The following is a 17688-nucleotide window of genomic DNA, read 5'->3' as shown; positions in this document are numbered from 1 at the left end:
ACCGGCTTCATCGGTTCGGCCGAGCCGGGGATCGCCGATATCTGCTGGGTCTGGATCACGCCGCTGGTCAGCGGTGCGGGTTCGGGCCTGGCTTGCTGCTCGAACCTGCTGGCTTCGACCTTGGCGGCCGGCGGGGGCAGGGCCGCGGCGGCGGCCGCCATCAGCGACGGCTTGGCCGGCGCGATCGAGCGGGTCGTTTGCATGGCCGCGAGCCCCGGTTCGGCCGCGGCGAAGGCGGGCTGAGCCGCTTCGGCCTGTCGCGATGTGGTGTCGGCTTCGGCTACGTCGACGGTGCCGTCGGCGGGATTGCGCTCGCTGATCGCGGCGACGGTACGCTTGGTCGCGCCTTTGTCCAGGTTCTCGGCCAGCAGGTTGCGCATGGTGGCGTCGCGCGAACCGCCGCTGCGGCCGCCCAGCACCACGCCGATGAGATGGCGGTTGCCACGACGCATCGAGCTGACGAGGTTGAAGCCGGAGGCGCGGGTGTAGCCGGTCTTGATGCCGTCGACGCCCTCGACATTTCCGAGCAGGCGATTGTGATTGCGGATCGCCTGTCCCCGATAATTGAACACCGAGGTCGCGAAGTAGCGGTAGTAGCGCGGGAAGCGGTCCTGGATGGCGCGGCCGAGGGTGGCCTGATCGCGCGCGGTGGTCAGTTGCTCGTCGTTGGGCAGGCCGGAGGCGTTGCGATAGGTGGTCTTGCTCATGCCCAGCGCGCGCGCCTTGCGCGTCATCAGCCTGGCGAATTCGGCTTCATCGCCGGCAATGGCTTCCGCGATGACCACGGAGGCGTCGTTGGCGGAGCGCGTCACGAGACCCTTGATGGCGTCCTCGACCTTGATGGTCTGGCCGGGCTTAAGGCCGAGCTTGGTGGGGGCCTGCTCGGAGGCGTGCTCGGACACGTCCATCTCGGTGTCGAGCTTCATATTGCCGGATTCCAGCCGCTCGAACAGCAGATAGAGCGTCATGATCTTGGTCAGCGATGCCGGGCGCCGGATACCGTCGGGATTGTTGGAGGAGAGCACCGCACCGGAATTGCCGTCGACGATGATCGAGGAGAATTGCGGGCTGTAGCTTTCCCGTACGACGTGGTGGCGGCGATGCTTGTAGCGGCGCGCTTCGGCGCTCTCGCTCGAGATCAGGATCGCGGTCGTGAAGGTAATGAGTCCGAGGGCGCACACGCGCAAAGCGCGCGAGGAAGCCAAGGTTGTACGAAGCATTTACTTCCCCGTCCCAATTTCTGTCTTGATCACCGGCCCGTGAGGCGAAATTGTGCCCATCAACCGCTGAGTTTCTCCCGCTCGAGGTGCCGATCCGGCCACTACGCGCGGCTGGGGCGGCCGATCAGGTCGCTTTTCTAGCTAAGATATTGTTCGCAAACAGCTTTCAGGCTGTTTGTCGGAAGACGAACAAGTCCAGGAATCAGGTTAGGCCCGGCGGGTTTCCAAAAGATTAATTAAGCGTTGCGTAGGACCGCAGTCTTTTCCGCTAAATGGCCGCATTTGTGCGTCGCACAATATTTGTTGACATTATTGTGCAGTGCACATATAAGGGTGGTGTCAGGGAGCCGGGCCTCCCGGCAATCAGTTGCACCTGCAGTCTGGGAAAGGACTCCATGATGGTCAAAGTTGAAGACATTCAGAACTACGGCAAAGAGCATCTTGAATCGGTTGCCGCCTCCGCGAGCAACCTGCAGAGCGGCGTTCAGGCGATCGCGACCGCTTACGGCGACTACGCCAAGAAGTCGTTCGAAGACACCAAGTCGTTCGTCGAAAAGCTTTCCGGCGTGAAGTCGCTGGACAAGGCGCTCGAAGCGCAGACCGAATACGCGCGTTCGTCCTACGAGACCTTCGTCGCGGAATCTCAGAAGATCGCCGGCCTCTACACCGATCTCGCCAAGCAGACCTTCAAGCCCTACGAAGGCCTGGTCGCGAAGTTCAACCCGGCTTCGCACTAATCCGTTCGCGATTTCGACTTCGAAATAAGAAAGCCCGGCCGTTTCGGCCGGGCTTTTTCTTTGCGATGGGACGCCGATGCATGGCGTCGCCATCATCGAAAGTGCAGGGCATACGAATTCTCGATCTCGCGGCGCAAGGCGCCAGAGTTATGGGTGACCTTTGTCCTCCGCTGAGAGGGCGTGGCCACGTCGGCGAAGCCTGGTTGCATGATTGTTCCAGATCGGTCGTCGGGGTAGTGTAGGCGGAGATTGGGGGACCCATGACCGATTTGGGTATGCCCGAGACGCGCTACGCGCACAGCGGCGACATCAGTATCGCCTATCAGACGATGGGGCATGGTCCGCTCGACATCGTCATCGTGCCGGGCTCGATTTCCCATGTCGAATTCCATCACGAACTGCCCGGATTTACGGCGTTCTTGCATCATCTATCCAGATTCGCGCGCGTCATGACCTTCGACAAGAGAGGGCAAGGCCTGTCGGATCGCGTGTCCGGTGTGCCGTCATTGGAAGAACGAATGGACGACGTTCGCGCCGTCATGGATACCGTCGGCTCGAAGCGGGCTGTGCTGCTTGGGTTTTCCGAGGGCAGTCCCATGAGCGTGTTGTTCGCGGCGACGTATCCTGAGCGCGTATCGCATCTGGTCCTTGTCGGGAGCTACACCAACTCCTGGAGGAGCGAAAAAGTGTTCGAAGCCTTCGTCACGGCGACGGTCGCAGCATGGGGCAGCGGCCTGTCGATGAAACGCGTGCTCGGGACCCGTGACGGAAACGAGCGCGAAATTGCGCTATTGGGCAAGCTGGAACGTCTGTCGTGCAGTCCCGGCGCATTCAAGACGCTCATGTTGATGAACCGTCGGATCGACGTATGGTCGATCCTGCCCAGCGTGCGGGTTCCTGCGCTCGTGCTGCACAGTCGCGCCGACGCGGTTGTCCCGGTAGCTGAAGGTCGAAAGCTTGCCGCCGCTATCCCCGGCGCAAAATACATCGAGTACGGCGATCTTCCTCATGGCGCGTGCTTTGCTGAACATTGCGAGGGCGTGGTCGGCGATATCGAGGAGTTCGTTACCGGACATCGCGATGGCGCTGTTCCCGAAACGGATCGGGTTCTGGCGACCGTTCTCTTCACCGATATCGTCGACTCGACTCGCATGGCCGTGGAGGTCGGCGATCAGCGCTGGCATGAGCTGCTCGATCGTCACGATCGTCTGGCCAAGCAGACGGTCGAGAGGCATCGCGGAAGCTTTGTGAAGAGCACGGGCGACGGCATTCTCGCGACCTTCGACGGACCAGGGCGCGCCGTGCGTTGCGCGCTCGCCTTCGGCGTGGCTGCGCAGCAGATCGGCCTGCCGTTGCGTGCCGGGCTGCACACCGGCGAGATCGAGGTGCGGGGTCAGGATGTCGGCGGGATTGCGGTCCACGCCGCCGCACGCGTGATGGCGCATTCCGGCGCAAACGAAGTTCTTGTATCGCGCGTTGTAACCGATCTTGTCGCCGGCGCCGGGCTCAAGTTTACGGAACGCGGCGCGTACGAACTCAAAGGTATTCCCGGTCACTGGGAATTGTTCGCCGCCACCCAATGAACGAATGCAGAGGAGATCAGCATGACGATCTACATTTCGCAGGGGCGTTACACCGCCGCAGCCATCAGGGGGATGTCAGCGAATCCGGAGGATCGTTCCGAGGCGGTGGCGGAGTTGTTCGCGGCCGCCGGCGGTCGACTGATCAGTTGGTATCTGACGTTGGGGCCCTACGATTGGCTGATCATAGCGGAAGCGCCGGATGAGCCCACGATGATTTCAGCGGTGCTTGCCGCCGCGGCCGGCGGAAGCCTTTCGGACATAACCACCACCGTGGCGCTCACGGCGAGCGATACGACGAAAGCATTCCAGCGGGCAGGCGAGCTTACCCTGAAGTTCAGATCGGCGGGCCGAGCCGATTACTACGGAGTAGGGATCGATCCGAGCGAGGATTGAATACCAAACTCGCGATGCTGCTTCGACGCGGGCGGGACATGACGAGGGAGCAACGATCCTCAGAAGAATTGTGCGGCGCACCATGGAATGTCGAGCCAATGGTTACAATGATCGGAGGCAGCGGCGCCCCTGGTCAACTCAGCGCTGCCGTGAAAACCGGGAACAAAAAAGCCCGGCCGTTTCGGCCGGGCTTTTTCCTTGGTGGAGCTTGTCGAGACTATCGATAGACGCGCAGCTTCGAGAGCGACGTTCCGATCGCGGTGAAAGCCGTCGCGATCTGGCTCGAGGACGTCACGGTGGAGAACTTGTCGTCACCGCTGGCACAATACTTCAGAACCGCCGAAGTCGGATCGTTTCTGGTGTTGACGTGCATCGTGTAGACGATGATGCCCTGAGCCTTGATGTTGTCGCACTGGGTCCTCTGACGGGCGTCGATCGCGCCATTGAACTGTTGCTGGCCATCCCCGTGTGACGGCCAGCGATCCTGCGTGTTCAGACCGTCGGACATCACGATCAGCACTTTCTTGTAGGTGTAGTTGGAATCTTCCGCCGGTGCATTGAGCGGCGCGCCCTGGGTGAGGGATTGCCATCCCCAGGCGATGCCGATCGTCTGGTTGGTGCCGCCGTTCGGAGTGAGGGTGTCGACCTTGGCCTTCAGGGCGGTGAAATCATAGGTAAGGGCCATCAGTTGCGCCGGGCAAGCATCGTATTGCTCGGCGTAGAACTGGGTGGACGGAAGCGACGTGTTGGAGGTCGGCGTGGTGTTCGTCTTGTCGTAGTTCTCGTCGCGATCGGTCACGCAACCGTTCCATCGGCTGTGATCCAGGGTCCAGATGAATCCGTTGTCCCTGCAGGATCGCCTCGTTGTGTAGTAGCTATTGCTGCAGTAACCAAGGTTCCTGTTGTCGCTGTCCCACTCGGTCCAGTTGATCCAGCTTTGGTTGTAGTTGCTGGCGCCGACATTGACGTCCTTGGCGAATGGAATGAGCGAAATGTAGATGTCGCCCGGGTTCTTGGCGAGGGCGGCGATCTGGTCGATCAATGCCTTGGCGGCCGGCTTCATCGCGGTCATCTTGCCGTCATCGTTCATCGACCCCGTGACGTCGAGCGCCAGCGCGACCCGCATGCGCACGTTGCCCCAGACCGAGGTGGAACTGGTATTGAAGTCCATGGTCGGGAAGCCGACGACCCGCATGAAACCGGTGTCGATGGAGCCCGAACCCTTGACCAGGATGGTCGACCCGTTGCCGCTGGCCGCGGTGTAGGTCGCGGTGATCGAGATCGACTTGGCTTCATTGTTGGTGTAGAGGGCCCTGAAATACGCGTCTGCCTTCGCCGAGATCTGGGAGGCGGTGATCGTGCCCTCGGTCAGGTCCTTCGACAGCATCAGGGCGGTCGAATCGAGAGCGGCCTGCATCGAGGAGCGGGCGCTGTTGGCGCGGGTGTAGTCGACCGCCGCGCCGACGAAGCTGATGATCGGGATGACCGCGATCCCGAACAGGATCGCGATGTTACCGTCCTTGGCGCCGGCGAACCGGCGTGCAGCCGTGCGAATGCGACGGAATACGACTGTATTGAGCATGGCCTCACCGCAAATGTGGTTTCTGCCAGACATTTCCGCCCGAGCCGCTGAACAGGCGGTAAACCGGTTCCGCAAAAAACGGGTCAAAGCCCGTGCACTGCCCGAGCGGCCTCCAAAACAGCCCGTTATCGTCAACGGCGGCTAAACGGCCCACTACGGTCCTTTGTCAAATCCGGCAGAAACGATTAACCTTGGCCCGGATAGCCGAGCCGGGAATCGGGCCGGTCGCGGGTCGCGCCAGGGCAGCATCAATGCGCTTGCGGTGATCCAGCGGCGGACCCATATTCCAGATGCCGATCCGGTCAACGGATCGGACCGGGAGCGGCGATCTGGAAAACTGCGTTGCTGGGTACGAGGCGGTGGCTCATGCCAGAGCCGATCGCGAGCGAGCCAGGATGTGCTTTCCCGTCATCACCCCTGTGGAATTCGAACGCCCTGAGCCATGTTGCAGTCAACCTTCAAAGCTTGTTCGCCCGTACCGGCAACGTCATCTGCTTCTGCTCCCCGAATGGGCAATGACGAGAACCGCAACGCCGGAACCAGCGGACCGTCGACGTCGGTCATCACCAAGGTCAAGCCGAAGACCAAGCGTCCGAACCTCTATCGCGTCCTCATTCTGAACGACGACTACACGCCGATGGAGTTCGTCGTTCACGTGCTGGAGAAGTTCTTCCAGAAGGACGCCGAGGCGGCCACCAAGATCATGCTCCATGTCCATCACCACGGGATCGGTGAGTGCGGCGTGTTCACCTACGAGATTGCCGAGACCAAAGTGACGCAGGTCATGGATTTTGCGCGCAAGCATCAGCATCCCCTGCAATGCGTGATGGAAAAAAAATAACCGCGCGTGGCGCTCGACCCGGCTGAACAAAGGAACGGGTCTTGCATTGTTCGGTGCTTGCCGTTTTCCCCGTGATTTTTCGGGGGAGGGGTACAGCCGTGGCGCGCAAATTTAGAGGAAAACCACGCTTGCGGAACCGGTCTTTCGCCACGATCGTGCGTAACTATATGACACTATGTGACAGGGGATGACGAAGGTTGTTGTTGCCTCACCGGGTAATGGCGATCATGATGACCGAGGGGCCATAGAGGACGAGAATGCCAACTTTTTCCCAAAGCCTTGAACAATCCCTGCATCGTGCGCTGGCGATTGCAAACGAGCGTCACCATCAATATGCGACGCTCGAACATCTTCTGCTGTCGCTGATCGATGACTCGGATGCGGCCGCGGTGATGCGTGCCTGCAGCGTCGATCTCGACAAGCTGCGCACCAGCCTTGTCAATTATCTCGAAACGGAATTCGAAAATCTGGTGACCGACGGCGCCGATGACGCCAAGCCGACCGCCGGATTCCAGCGCGTGATCCAGCGCGCGGTGATTCACGTCCAGTCCTCCGGTCGCGAGGAAGTGACCGGCGCCAACGTGCTGATCGCGATCTTCGCTGAGCGCGAAAGCCACGCCGCCTATTTCCTGCAGGAGCAGGACATGACGCGGTATGACGCCGTCAACTACATCAGCCACGGCATCGCCAAGCGGCCGGGCGTCTCCGAGGCGCGCCCTGTTCGCGGCGTCGACGAGGAGACCGAGACCAAGGGCAACGAGGACGCCAAGAAGAAGGGCGAGGCGCTGGAGACCTATTGCGTCAACCTCAACAAGAAGGCGCGCGACGGCAAGATCGATCCGGTGATCGGGCGCAATTCCGAGATCAACCGCGCGATCCAGGTGCTGTGCCGCCGCCAGAAGAACAATCCGCTGTTCGTGGGCGAGGCCGGCGTCGGCAAGACTGCGATTGCGGAAGGGCTTGCCAAGCGCATCGTCGATTCCGAAGTGCCGGAAGTGCTGGCGGCCGCCACCGTGTTCTCGCTCGACATGGGTACGCTGCTCGCCGGCACGCGCTACCGCGGCGATTTCGAGGAGCGCCTGAAGCAGGTGCTGAAGGAACTGGAGGCGCATCCGAACGCCATCCTGTTCATCGACGAAATTCACACCGTGATCGGCGCCGGCGCCACCTCCGGCGGCGCGATGGACGCGTCCAACCTGCTCAAGCCGGCGCTGGCTTCGGGCACGATCCGCTGCATGGGTTCGACGACCTACAAGGAATACCGTCAGCATTTCGAGAAGGACCGCGCGCTGGTGCGGCGCTTCCAGAAGATCGACGTCAACGAGCCGACGGTGGAAGACGCGATTGCGATCCTCAAGGGCCTCAAACCCTATTTCGAGGACTATCATCGCCTGAAGTACACCAACGAGGCGATCGAGGCGGCGGTGCAGCTGTCGTCGCGCTACATTCATGACCGCAAGCTGCCGGACAAGGCGATCGACGTGATCGACGAGTCGGGCGCAGCGCAGATGCTGGTCGCCGAGAACCGGCGCAAGAAGACCATCGGCATCAAGGAAATCGAGACCACGATCGCGACCATGGCGCGGATTCCGCCCAAGAGCGTGTCGAAGGACGATGCCGAAGTGCTGAAGCATCTCGAGCAGACCTTGAAGCGCGTGGTGTTCGGCCAGGACAAGGCGATCGAGTCGCTGTCGGCGTCGATCAAGCTTGCGCGCGCCGGCTTGCGCGAGCCGGAGAAGCCGATCGGCTCCTACCTGTTCTCCGGTCCCACCGGCGTTGGCAAGACCGAAGTGGCAAAACAGCTTGCGGCCTCGCTCGGCGTCGAGCTGCTGCGCTTCGACATGTCCGAATATATGGAACGGCACACGGTGTCGCGGCTGATCGGCGCGCCTCCCGGCTATGTCGGCTTCGACCAGGGCGGTCTCCTGACCGATGGCGTGGACCAGCATCCGCATTGCGTGGTGCTGCTCGACGAAATCGAGAAGGCGCATCCCGATCTCTACAACGTGCTGCTGCAGATCATGGACCACGGCCGCTTGACCGACCACAACGGCAAGCAGGTCAACTTCCGCAACGTGATCCTGATCATGACCACGAACGCGGGTGCCGCCGATCTGGCGCGCCAGGCCTTCGGCTTCACGCGCAACAAGCGGGAAGGCGACGACCATGAGGCGATCAACCGCCAGTTCGCGCCCGAGTTCCGCAACCGGCTGGACGCGATCGTCTCGTTCGCCCATCTCAATGCCGACGTCATCGGCATGGTGGTCGAGAAGTTCGTGCTGCAGCTCGAGGCGCAGCTCGCCGACCGCGACGTCACCATCGAGCTGTCGGAGCCCGCCAAGGCCTGGCTGATCGAGCATGGCTATGACGAGCAGATGGGCGCGCGGCCGATGGCCCGCGTGATCCAGGAGCACATCAAGAAGCCGCTGGCGGATGAGGTGCTGTTTGGTCAGCTCAAGGGCGGCGGCCATGTCCGCGTCGTGCTGGTCAAGGACGCCGAGGACAAGGACAAGATCGGCTTCGAATTCGTCGAGGGGCCGGTCACGCCGAAGCCGGAAAAGCTGCCGGTGTCGCGCAAGCGCAAGCCGAAGCCGGGCGGCCCCAACGGGGGCGGTGGCGGCGGCTCCAAGGGGCCGGCCTCCAAGGGTCCGCTGGTCAAGGTGTAAGCGGCCTCAGTTCAAAACGAAGAGCCGGCGTGTCGCAAGACCGCCGGCTTTTTGCTGCCTGGCTGCCCGGCCAAACTACCGTCTGAGCGGCCACGACATATTCACCATTGAATGTCAGGGCCCCCTGAGGGTCTTCAGCGTTGGCCGAGCAGTTCGTCGATCTGGCGCTGGAGCTGCCGCTTCTTGATCTCGCTTTTGCGCAGCCGCTCCTCGATATCGGAGACCGGCTCGGCCGGGCTTTCCGCCCGGAATGCGACGCCGACGAAATTGTCGCGCCACCAGATCACCTTGGCGAGGAAGGAGCGACCCTTGCGCGCGATGCGCAGCGAGAGCTGCTCCCTCGGCAACTGGACGTCATTGCTGAACTCGATGGTCGCACCGCGGTCGGAGATGTTGCGGACGATGCATTCGCGCGTCGCGCCGCGTTCGCCGATCTCGGCGACGCCGCCATACATCACTTTATCGCGCACGCTCTCGCGTCGATCCTGCATTGAAAATCTCCCAGCAAACAGGGAGAGTTTTACCCCGCTTTGCTCCGTGTAGAAGTCCGCCCGGCGCAAAATGCGGCATTAACGTAAATTAACGGGGGTTCCGAAAGCCGGGATTTCCGGGCAATTGCAGTGCAAAAAGGCCGTGAACGGCACTCGAACGGTGGATCACCTGCAAGCTATGATCGTTTGACTTAACGTTTTCCCGCAATACGCTTCCCGGATTGCGAACAGCCATGCCAAGAGGTCGGTTTCTTCGCGCCCTGGGGTGCGCGGTGTCGCTCACTGTGTTGCTCTTGGCCTCGCTTGCGAGCGCCATCGCCGAGGATGCGGGCGAAGCTACCCGGTCGAGCGCGACCGCGATCCGGAAGGCGGACGCGCCGGCGCGCGAAAGCGAGGCGCGGGAGGCGATGTGCCTGATGATTGAATCGGCGGCGCGGGAGTCGAACCTGCCGCTGGAATTTTTCGCCCGCGTGATCTGGCAGGAGAGCCGCTTTCAGCCGGGTGCGATAGGGCCGGTGACGCGCAGCGGCGAGCGCGCGCAGGGCATCGCGCAGTTCATGCCGGGGACCGCGAACGAGCGCGGTCTGCTTGATCCCTTCAACCCGGTGCAGGCGCTGCCGAAGTCGGCGGAGTTCCTCGCCGAGCTGCGCCAGCAGTTCGGCAATCTGGGGCTCGCGGCGGCCGCCTACAATGCCGGTCCGCGCCGGGTGCAGGAGTGGCTTGCCGGCACCGGGCCGATGCCGCAGGAAACGCGCAGCTACGTGCTCGCCATTACCGGCTCCACGGTGGAGGATTGGGCAAGAGCGGGAAAGGGCGGCAAACAGCCCGAACGCATCCCGGCATCGAGTTGCCGCGAATTGATGGCGCTCCTGAAACAGGCGCCCAATCCCTTCGTCGCCGGGCTGGAGGAGCGCGTGAAGCTCGGCGCCGCAAAGCAATGGGGCGTGCAGCTTGCCGCCGGCTTTTCCCGCGACAAGGCGCTGGCGATGTATGGGCGCGCGGTCTCGCGCCTTTCGAGCGTGATCGGCAATCGCGATCCCTCGATCCTCACCTCGCGCCTGCGCAGTCGCGGCCCGGCGACGTTCTACCAGGTGCGCTTCGGCGCCGACACGCGCGGCGAGGCCGACGGCCTCTGCAACAGCATCCGCAAGGCGGGCGGGGCGTGTTTCGTGCTGAGGAATAGAGGCGTGCCGGGGTGACAAGGATCGTAGCCCGGATGGAGCGCAGCGCAATCCGGGAAAGCAATCTCGGATTGTCATCTGTTAAACTGAGCTACTTGCTTACTCTCTCCAAGACTCGCGAATGATCGCGCTTAAGCTCCTTGCTGGATAGGTTGAGGCTTCGAATGTCCCGATTGCACTGGATCGAAATGCCAGGTCGGCTCGCCATCATGGCACGTCCTCGCGTGGATGATTGGTTGGAGGTGGACATCACTGGATGGAAGGCTTCGGGCGTCGACCTCGTCGTAAGTCTTCTCGAACAGGAGGAGGTCTCTGAACTTGGATTGCAGCGGGAGTCCGAGCTGTGCCGGGCGAGCGGAATCGAGTTCATCTCTTTTCCGATTCCGGATCGTGGCGTGCCGGACGCCCAGAAAGCGTTGGATATGGCCCGTTCGATAGCGGACGGCATTGCTGGCGGTCGTTCGATCGCGGTTCACTGCCGGGCAGGGATTGGCCGATCGTCCATTGTCGCGGCTTGCGCAATGATCTGTTCGGGTATTGAGGCCGAGGAAGCGCTTGCGTTGATCAAGGTAGCCCGTGGGGTCGTCGTGCCGGATACTGAGCAGCAGCGTGACTGGGTTACTGCTTTTGGCAAAAGGTACGAGCGACAGTAGCGGGTGATTACGTCATTGCCTGCGACAAACGCAAAGCGTTTGCGCAAGGGAGCGAAGCGACGAAGCAATCCATCTGTCCGTTATGCCGCACTATGGATTGCTTCGCTTCGCTCGCAATGACGGGGTGACGGCCTTGCATGACTGCTCTGAATCCCGCGTTGCTTGACGCAGCTCTCTTTCGCCAGCCCTATGCCTGCAACGACTCAAAACCCAGATCCGGTCACCCGTGGCACTACCTCCGCTCGACTCCCTCCAATGGAAAAGCCCCATTCGCGCCTTCGCGTGGGGCGTGAGCTCGGTCGCATCCACGGTGCTGACGCTGGTGCTGTTTGCGACCTATCTCGGCATCGGCGCGCTGGCCCATGACAGCGGTTTCAGTCTGGGCTGGGTGCTCGGCAGTACGATCCTGGTCTGGGCGGGCCCGGCGCAGATCATCCTGATTTCGACGCTCGGCTCCGGCGCGACCGCGGTGCAGGCGGCGATTGCGGTCACCGTCAGCGCTATCAGGCTGTTTCCAATGGTGGTGTCGGTGTTGCCGCTGATGAAAACGCCGCAGACAAAACGCCGTCACCTCGTACTGGTCACGCATTTCATCGCCGTCACCTTGTGGGTCGAATGCTACCGGCTCCTGCCAAAAGTGCCGCGCGAGCGGCGCATTGCGTTCACGCATGGGCTTGGCTGCGGGCTCGTTACCGTGTGCATGGTCGCCACCACGCTCGGCTATGGTCTGGCCGCCAGGCTGCCGCCGCTGTTCGGCGCGGCGATCCTGTTACTGACGCCGCTGGCGTTCCTGCTGTCGACCGCGCGCAATTGCCGGCAGATATCCGACGTGCTGGCGCTGGTGCTGGGACTGGCGCTGTTTCCATTGGTGTCGATGCTGCACACCGGCGTCGATATTCTCATCAGCGGCATCACGGCCGGCACCATCGCCTACGGCGTTCACTGGTGGCGGGAGAGGGAACGCGCATGAGCGAGTTTTTCGGCAGCCCGCATGCGCTGTTGATTTTGGTGCTCGCCGGCTTCCTGCCCAACGAGATCTGGCGGATGGCGGGGCTGTGGTTCGGCGCCGGCGTCGACGAGGGCTCGGAAGTTCTGGTGTGGGTGAGGGCCGTGGCAACCGCGATCCTCGCCGGCGTCATCGCGCAAATCCTGGTGCAGCCGCCGGGCGTGCTGGCGGGTGTGCCGGACTGGCTGCGCTACGGCGCGGTCGCCGCCGGCTTTGCGGTGTTCATGCTGACGCGGCGCTCGATCTTTGCCGGGGTGGTCTCCGGCGAGATCGTGCTCGTAGCCGGGAAATGGTGGCTCGGTTGATTGCAGGCAGCCGATAATCCGCTACTCTCCGGCGCATAAGATAAGAAACGTCGGGGAAACAAAGATGAATTGGCTGAAACTGTCGGCGCTGGCCTGCGCGCTGATCCTTGCCGGGCCGCAAGCCCATGCAGCGGAATACCCGGTGCGCCCGATCAAGCTGATCGTGCCCTATGCCGCTGGAGGCCCGACCGACGTGCTGGGACGCATGGTCGGCGAATATCTGGCCCGTGACTTGAAGCAGGTGGTGGTGGTCGAGAACAAGGCCGGCGCACAGGGCGCGATCGGCGCCGAAGCCGCGGCGCGCGCCGAGCCCGACGGCTACACGCTGTTCTTCACGGCGGCGTCGATCTTCGTGCTCAATCCGCTGCTCTACAAGAAGCTGCCTTATGAGCCCCAGAAGGATTTCCGTCTGCTCGCGCTGGTCACGGACCTCCCTGTCGTCATGGAAGTGCATCCCTCCGTGCCCGCCAAGACGGTCGCTGAGTTCGTCGCCTATGCCAGGCAAAATCCGGGAAAACTCAATTTCGGCTCGGCCGGAACCGGCGGCACCATTCATCTGGCCGGCGAGATGTTCAAGCAGATGGCCGGCGTTGACATGGTGCACATCGCCTACAAGGGCGCCGGCCCGGCGCTGACCGATCTGTTGTCGGGCAACATCCAGTTGATGTTCGATACGCTCGGCACCGCGTTGCCGCCGGTCAAGGGTGGGTTGCTGCGGCCGCTGGCGGTGAGTTCCGCGCAGCGCATCCCTGAATTACCCGATGTTCCAACGATGGCCGAAAGCGGCTATCCGGATTACGGCGTCAGCGTCTGGTATGGCGTCTCCGCCCCGGCCAGGCTGCCTGATGACGTCGCGCAAAAGCTCACCGCCAGTCTGAACAAGGCGCTGAACGATGACGCATTCCGCGCTTCGCTCGACAAGGTCGGTTTCCCGCCGCTGCGGCCCAAAAGCCAGGCCGAGATCGATAAATTCGTCGCGACCGATCGCGCGCGATGGGCAGGTGTGATAAAGGCGCTCAATATTTCACTGGACTAGGTTATGGCTCAGAAGACCGACCTCCGCGAGGGCGAAGTTACCGTCGACATGCCGCAGGCCAGGGATGCCGGGCTGGTGTTCATCGGTCGCATTCGCACGCCCTGGAAGTCGCGGCTGGACACGCCGCGGCAGGGCCGCCACGACGGCCCGGTCTGCCGGCTCGAGATTTTCGAACCCTGGGTGCCCGCGATCCAGGGCGTCGATTTCTATGAAAATCTCGAAGTGATCTACTGGCTGCACCAGTCGCGTCGCGATCTGGTGCTGCAGAGCCCGAAGAACAACCAGAAAACCCGCGGCACCTTCTCGCTGCGCTCGCCGGTGCGGCCGAACCCGATCGGCACCTCGATCGTGAAGTTCGTTGGCGTCGAGGGTAACACGATCCTCGTGCGCGGCCTCGACTGCCTCGACGAGACGCCGCTGCTCGACGTCAAGCCGGACCGCTGCGAGTTCTCGCCGCTGGCGGCGCAGAAGAGCGGGGATTTCCAGACGGAGTAGGGAAGATTCCGTAGCCCGGATGAGCGAAGCGAAATCCCGGAGTTCCTGCTCGCGCGTCTATCGACACAACATATTCAGCACTTTTCGACCCGCGACAAGATCGACGATTTCGTGCTTGGTGTCGAATGTGTCGATAATGGCGCGCAGGCGCGCCTCACCCTCCCGACCATGCCCTTGACGTGCGAGAACTGATCCTAGTTGTGTTGTGGCGCGGAGCTCGAACAGCCGCGCTTCCTGCCGCTGGGAAACAGCAATCGCTTTCTCGAACTGGCGCACTGAGCCGGCTAGGTCGTTTCGGCGGGCGGCGATTTGGCCACGTAGGCGGATGCATTCAGCCAAGAAGCAAGCTTCGTCCGTATCGATAGCGAGGGTATCGGCCTCATCCAGCAGTTGCGATGCCTCGTCGAGGCGGCCTGCGCGCACCAGAAGATCACACAGCCAGCATATTAGCTCTGCAGTGGTGGATACAATGCCGCGACCACGCCAAAGCACCATCCCCTCGCGGGCATCGGCGATGCCGGCATCCAGTTCCCCCAATCGCGAACGCGCAAGTCCCCGCAATGAAAGACCGTTGCCTCGCCGGGCCGTGTAACCATGCCGTTCGCTGATCTCTATGATCTTCGCGGCGTCCTGCAGTAGCAAATTGTTTTGGCCGAGCAGTGCGCATAAAGAGCACTTCACGAGAAGAGCCCAGACGATGTCGAAGGGCTTCTCGATCCGGTCAATAGTTTGAACAAAGCGCTCAGTCGTTTCGACCGCCTCATCAATGAAGCCCATCAAGGCCAGTGATCGGAAGAAGTAGCCCTCGGTCGGTATGAGTTGATCCGCGCCGCCCAACAAAATACGTGGACTGGCGTTAGTCGGATCAATCAGATCACGGGCCTTGCGCAGGGCTTCGAGCGCCAGGCGCCATTCTCCACGGTTGAAATGAGCGAACCCCTTTGTCGACCAAAGGCCGCTCACATAGGTCGGAGGCAGCAGATCAGCGTGACTTTTTAGCTGCTCATCGGCGAGCGTTAGATAATCGCGATTATGCCCGGTGGCATAGGAAAACGCAGCGAGCGATATTGTCACTTCACACTGTAACTCGACCAATGCAGTGTTCGCAGCGGCACGATGTGCATCATCAAGCGCCTGAGTAAGGCGCTCAGAACGATAGCCCTCCGCCTGCATCAAGGCGTTGGCCATCGCCAGGTGGAGACGTGCCATGCGCTCGGCGTCGCCGGACACATCGGCTCGTCTCTTGCTGCATTCAATCGCATTGGCAAAGTGCGATATAGCTTCTTGGGCGGCAGCTCTGGCCATGGCAGCCGCTCCCGCTTTTTGCCAGTGATCGAGCGCGTCTTCCCAATCGCCGCCTTCCTGAAGATGGTGCGCGAGAAGCTCCGGGTGACGCTCGACCGCCTCGGCGCGAAGCTTGATCAGGGCAGCGGCGATCTGGCGGTGCAATTGGGCCCGTTGGTTGCGAAGAAGGATGTCGATTGCCGCGTCCTGTATCAAGGCGTGTTTGAATTGATAGCTTTCGCCATGAGGATTTCTTCGCTGGTAGATGAGTTCAGCCTCGATCAGGTCGTGGAGTGCTCGTTTGGTGGCGGCAGCGTCTTGCTGGCTCACCGCGATCAGAAGATCGGCATCGAACACCCGGCCCAAGAGGGCCGCCACCTGAATGGTCTGCCGGATAGGTGCCAGGCGATCCAAACGGGCGTGAAGCGCGGCCTGCAAGGTCGCAGGGATCTCCATGGCCGCGACGAAGCCTACTTTGCTCCTGCTTTCGGCGACCGATTTAGTTAGCTCTTCGATAAATAGCGGTACGCCGTCGGTCTTGGCGACCAGTTGCGCCACCATGGCTGCTGGTAGATCATCGGGCGCGACGCGACGTATCATCGCTTCGGTCTCCCGGCGGCTGAGCCTGGCGAGCGGTAGGGTTACCATCTGTGACGAGTTCGGCCACGGTACCTGAAACTCCGGTCGCGCGGTCAGCAGAACGAAAAGCCGTTGGGACGCCATGTCCGTTAGCATTTGACCGACATGTTCTATGGTCGAAGGATCAATCCAGTGAGCGTCCTCGATAATCACAAGGACGGGGCTTCTCTGCTGCACCGCATAGGTTAGCCGCGACAGGGCAGCGAAGACTGCTCGACGAACCTGTTCAGGATCCGCTGGGCCGCCATTCCACTGCGGATCTGCTGGAAGACCCAGCAGCATGGCGAACGGTTCGACCACATCGGGACTGTCCAAATCGAGATCGCAGAGAAAGTGCCGGAGGCGTTCGCGCAGTGCGACGTCGTCCTCTTCGCCCGCAAAACCCAGCGCCCGGTGAAATTGTTGGATCACCGGCCAAAACGCGCTGGTCTGATGTTGCGGAGAGCCATAAAAGACAATCTCGGTGTGCGGCGTTTCGCGAAGCTGCATGCGAAGCGTCTGCAGCAAGCGGGATTTGCCGATGCCCGCTTCTCCCTGCAGCAGCACGGCCTGGCCATCGCTTTCGATCGCGCTCTCCCACCGCTTTGCGAGAAATCCGAGTTCGGTCTCGCGGCCGATGAGTGGGGTCAAGAATTGTCCGCGTCTCGCCTCAAAGCGATTGGGCGCGGCGCTGGGGCGCAGCACCCGATAGATTGCAATGGGTGTGCTGACGCCCTTGAGCATTTGCGGACCAAGCGGCTCAATTTCAAAGAGGCCTTCCACGAGGCGCAGCGTCGCCTCGCTCATGACGAGGCTTCCCGGCGTTGCCAAGGTTTGCAGACGCGCGGCAATATTTGGCGCTTCGCCAACGATGCCATCACACAGGCGCTTCTCGCCAACTCCTAGTTCACCTACAACAACCGAGCCAGTGTGGACACCGCAGCGGGCTTCGAGACCATTGGTCCTCAGCCCGGTTAATCCGGCCATGATGTCGAGGCCCGCCTGGACAGCACTCTGGGCGGAATCCTCATGAGCCCTCGGATAGCCGAAATAGGCCAACACGCCGTCGCCGACGAAAAGGCCGATTTGCCCCTCGTGGCGCTGAACCGCCTCTGTGCATACCTTCTGAAATGATAGCAGGAGACTCCGCAGATCTTCCGCATCTAACGTCTCAGCGAGACCGGTCGAGTCGACGACGTCGCAAAAAAGCAAAGTCAGTTGCCGCCGTTCCGCTTCAATTGCCGGGGCCGTTGTCGGAACGATCGGCTGCGATCTCGCCTGCATGGCGGCGTCGGAGATATTGCGCTGTTCCCCAATCGCCTGGAGCAGGCGCTTGCGGGCACCAATGGGCAGACCTGCCGCCGTCAGGTCTTCGTCTGTCAGTTGGAGCAGAATGTCGAGTTCGATGTCCTGCGCCAGTAGCGCGTCCGCGTAGCGCCCCAGTCCTCGCGCCTCAAGCCACTCGCGAAGTTCTGCCATTGTGGCCCTCGCAGAGTTCGACGTACGTCCTGGCTATGTAGTTGCGTCAGAATACACGCAAGGAATGCGTTGGTCAGCAACTATCACTAACCTGTCCAGGCGAGGCTGGCCTCGGATA

The 17688-nt window shown here is 61.8% G+C and carries 15 protein-coding genes; 11 read left to right on the top strand and 4 right to left on the bottom strand.

Going from position 1 to position 17688, the window contains the following annotated elements:
- A partial coding sequence (locus tag CQ12_RS47165) for a D-alanyl-D-alanine carboxypeptidase family protein (RefSeq protein ID WP_245310365.1) occupies positions 1-1220 on the bottom strand: 1220 nt, incomplete at its 3' end.
- 398 nt (positions 1221-1618) lie between these two features.
- Between CQ12_RS47165 and CQ12_RS41210 the strand changes: the two genes are divergently transcribed.
- The 3 genes from CQ12_RS41210 to CQ12_RS41200 all read left to right on the top strand — a co-directional run bounded on the left by CQ12_RS41210 (position 1619) and on the right by CQ12_RS41200 (position 3933).
- The gene (locus CQ12_RS41210) at positions 1619-1957 is read left to right on the top strand and encodes a phasin family protein (RefSeq protein WP_057840957.1); all 339 of its coding nucleotides are present in this window, start codon (positions 1619-1621) and stop codon (positions 1955-1957) included.
- 260 nt (positions 1958-2217) lie between these two features.
- The gene (locus tag CQ12_RS41205; RefSeq protein ID WP_057840946.1) at positions 2218-3540 is read left to right on the top strand and encodes an adenylate/guanylate cyclase domain-containing protein; all 1323 of its coding nucleotides are present in this window, start codon (positions 2218-2220) and stop codon (positions 3538-3540) included.
- A gap of 21 nt (positions 3541-3561) precedes the next feature.
- Positions 3562-3933 carry a GYD domain-containing protein gene (locus CQ12_RS41200; RefSeq protein ID WP_057840945.1) on the top strand — a complete coding sequence of 124 codons (372 nt, stop codon included), beginning with the start codon at positions 3562-3564 and terminating at the stop codon, positions 3931-3933.
- A 217-nt stretch (positions 3934-4150) separates the two neighbouring features.
- Here the strand turns inward: CQ12_RS41200 and CQ12_RS41195 are convergent, their stop codons facing one another.
- The gene (locus tag CQ12_RS41195; protein WP_057840944.1) at positions 4151-5515 is read right to left on the bottom strand and encodes a TadE/TadG family type IV pilus assembly protein; all 1365 of its coding nucleotides are present in this window, start codon (positions 5513-5515) and stop codon (positions 4151-4153) included.
- 508 nt (positions 5516-6023) lie between these two features.
- Here CQ12_RS41195 and clpS point away from each other — a divergent pair.
- A complete protein-coding gene (gene clpS / locus CQ12_RS41190; protein WP_057840943.1) occupies positions 6024-6356 on the top strand; it encodes an ATP-dependent Clp protease adapter ClpS in 333 nt (110 codons plus the stop codon).
- Between the two features lie 257 nt (positions 6357-6613).
- Positions 6614-9022, top strand: a complete 2409-nt coding sequence (gene clpA, locus CQ12_RS41185) for an ATP-dependent Clp protease ATP-binding subunit ClpA (protein ID WP_057840942.1) — start codon at positions 6614-6616, stop codon at positions 9020-9022.
- Between the two features lie 134 nt (positions 9023-9156).
- Here the strand turns inward: clpA and CQ12_RS41180 are convergent, their stop codons facing one another.
- On the bottom strand, positions 9157-9513 hold the full coding sequence (locus CQ12_RS41180; protein WP_057840941.1) for a PilZ domain-containing protein: 357 nt from the start codon (positions 9511-9513) through the stop codon (positions 9157-9159).
- Between the two features lie 407 nt (positions 9514-9920).
- Here CQ12_RS41180 and CQ12_RS41175 point away from each other — a divergent pair, with 407 nt between their 5' ends.
- The 6 genes from CQ12_RS41175 (at position 9921) to tsaA (ending at position 14189) form a co-directional block, all read left to right on the top strand.
- Positions 9921-10712, top strand: a complete 792-nt coding sequence (locus CQ12_RS41175; protein ID WP_245310367.1) for a lytic transglycosylase domain-containing protein — start codon at positions 9921-9923, stop codon at positions 10710-10712.
- A gap of 146 nt (positions 10713-10858) precedes the next feature.
- A complete protein-coding gene (locus CQ12_RS41170) occupies positions 10859-11347 on the top strand; it encodes a protein-tyrosine phosphatase family protein (protein ID WP_063799907.1) in 489 nt (162 codons plus the stop codon).
- 226 nt (positions 11348-11573) lie between these two features.
- Positions 11574-12317: an AzlC family ABC transporter permease gene (locus CQ12_RS41165; protein ID WP_057840939.1), complete on the top strand. Its 744-nt coding sequence runs from the start codon at positions 11574-11576 to the stop codon at positions 12315-12317.
- Positions 12314-12658 carry an AzlD domain-containing protein gene (locus tag CQ12_RS41160; RefSeq protein ID WP_057840938.1) on the top strand — a complete coding sequence of 115 codons (345 nt, stop codon included), beginning with the start codon at positions 12314-12316 and terminating at the stop codon, positions 12656-12658. The genes CQ12_RS41165 and CQ12_RS41160 overlap by 4 nt, the downstream gene beginning before the upstream one ends.
- 64 nt (positions 12659-12722) lie before the next feature.
- Complete coding sequence (locus CQ12_RS41155; RefSeq protein ID WP_063799906.1) at positions 12723-13694, top strand: Bug family tripartite tricarboxylate transporter substrate binding protein; 972 nt, start codon at positions 12723-12725, stop codon at positions 13692-13694.
- Between the two features lie 3 nt (positions 13695-13697).
- Complete coding sequence (gene tsaA / locus CQ12_RS41150) at positions 13698-14189, top strand: tRNA (N6-threonylcarbamoyladenosine(37)-N6)-methyltransferase TrmO (RefSeq protein WP_057840937.1); 492 nt, start codon at positions 13698-13700, stop codon at positions 14187-14189.
- A gap of 57 nt (positions 14190-14246) precedes the next feature.
- Here the strand turns inward: tsaA and CQ12_RS41145 are convergent, their stop codons facing one another.
- On the bottom strand, positions 14247-17570 hold the full coding sequence (locus CQ12_RS41145) for an AAA family ATPase (RefSeq protein WP_057840936.1): 3324 nt from the start codon (positions 17568-17570) through the stop codon (positions 14247-14249).
- Positions 17571-17688: the final 118 nt, after the last annotated feature.

The organism is Bradyrhizobium jicamae, assembly GCF_001440395.1.
In the GTDB taxonomy this organism is placed as follows: domain Bacteria; phylum Pseudomonadota; class Alphaproteobacteria; order Rhizobiales; family Xanthobacteraceae; genus Bradyrhizobium; species Bradyrhizobium jicamae.
Note: the sequence above shows the minus strand (reverse complement) of the source record. Positions and strands in the feature narration are given on the sequence as shown.

Bases quoted from the DNA above. Each gene is read 5' to 3' on its own strand.
- CQ12_RS41180 (WP_057840941.1), bottom strand. From the start codon at position 9,513: ATGCAGGATCGACGCGAGAGCGTGCGCGATAAAGTGATGTATGGCGGC.
- clpA (WP_057840942.1), top strand. From the start codon at position 6,614: ATGCCAACTTTTTCCCAAAGCCTTGAACAATCCCTGCATCGTGCGCTG.
- CQ12_RS41205 (WP_057840946.1), top strand. From the start codon at position 2,218: ATGACCGATTTGGGTATGCCCGAGACGCGCTACGCGCACAGCGGCGAC.
- clpS (WP_057840943.1), top strand. From the start codon at position 6,024: ATGGGCAATGACGAGAACCGCAACGCCGGAACCAGCGGACCGTCGACG.
- CQ12_RS41170 (WP_063799907.1), top strand. From the start codon at position 10,859: ATGTCCCGATTGCACTGGATCGAAATGCCAGGTCGGCTCGCCATCATG.
- CQ12_RS41155 (WP_063799906.1), top strand. From the start codon at position 12,723: ATGAATTGGCTGAAACTGTCGGCGCTGGCCTGCGCGCTGATCCTTGCC.
- CQ12_RS41210 (WP_057840957.1), top strand. From the start codon at position 1,619: ATGGTCAAAGTTGAAGACATTCAGAACTACGGCAAAGAGCATCTTGAA.
- CQ12_RS41145 (WP_057840936.1), bottom strand. From the start codon at position 17,570: ATGGCAGAACTTCGCGAGTGGCTTGAGGCGCGAGGACTGGGGCGCTAC.
- CQ12_RS41195 (WP_057840944.1), bottom strand. From the start codon at position 5,515: ATGCTCAATACAGTCGTATTCCGTCGCATTCGCACGGCTGCACGCCGG.
- CQ12_RS41160 (WP_057840938.1), top strand. From the start codon at position 12,314: ATGAGCGAGTTTTTCGGCAGCCCGCATGCGCTGTTGATTTTGGTGCTC.
- CQ12_RS41175 (WP_245310367.1), top strand. From the start codon at position 9,921: ATGTGCCTGATGATTGAATCGGCGGCGCGGGAGTCGAACCTGCCGCTG.
- CQ12_RS41200 (WP_057840945.1), top strand. From the start codon at position 3,562: ATGACGATCTACATTTCGCAGGGGCGTTACACCGCCGCAGCCATCAGG.
- tsaA (WP_057840937.1), top strand. From the start codon at position 13,698: ATGGCTCAGAAGACCGACCTCCGCGAGGGCGAAGTTACCGTCGACATG.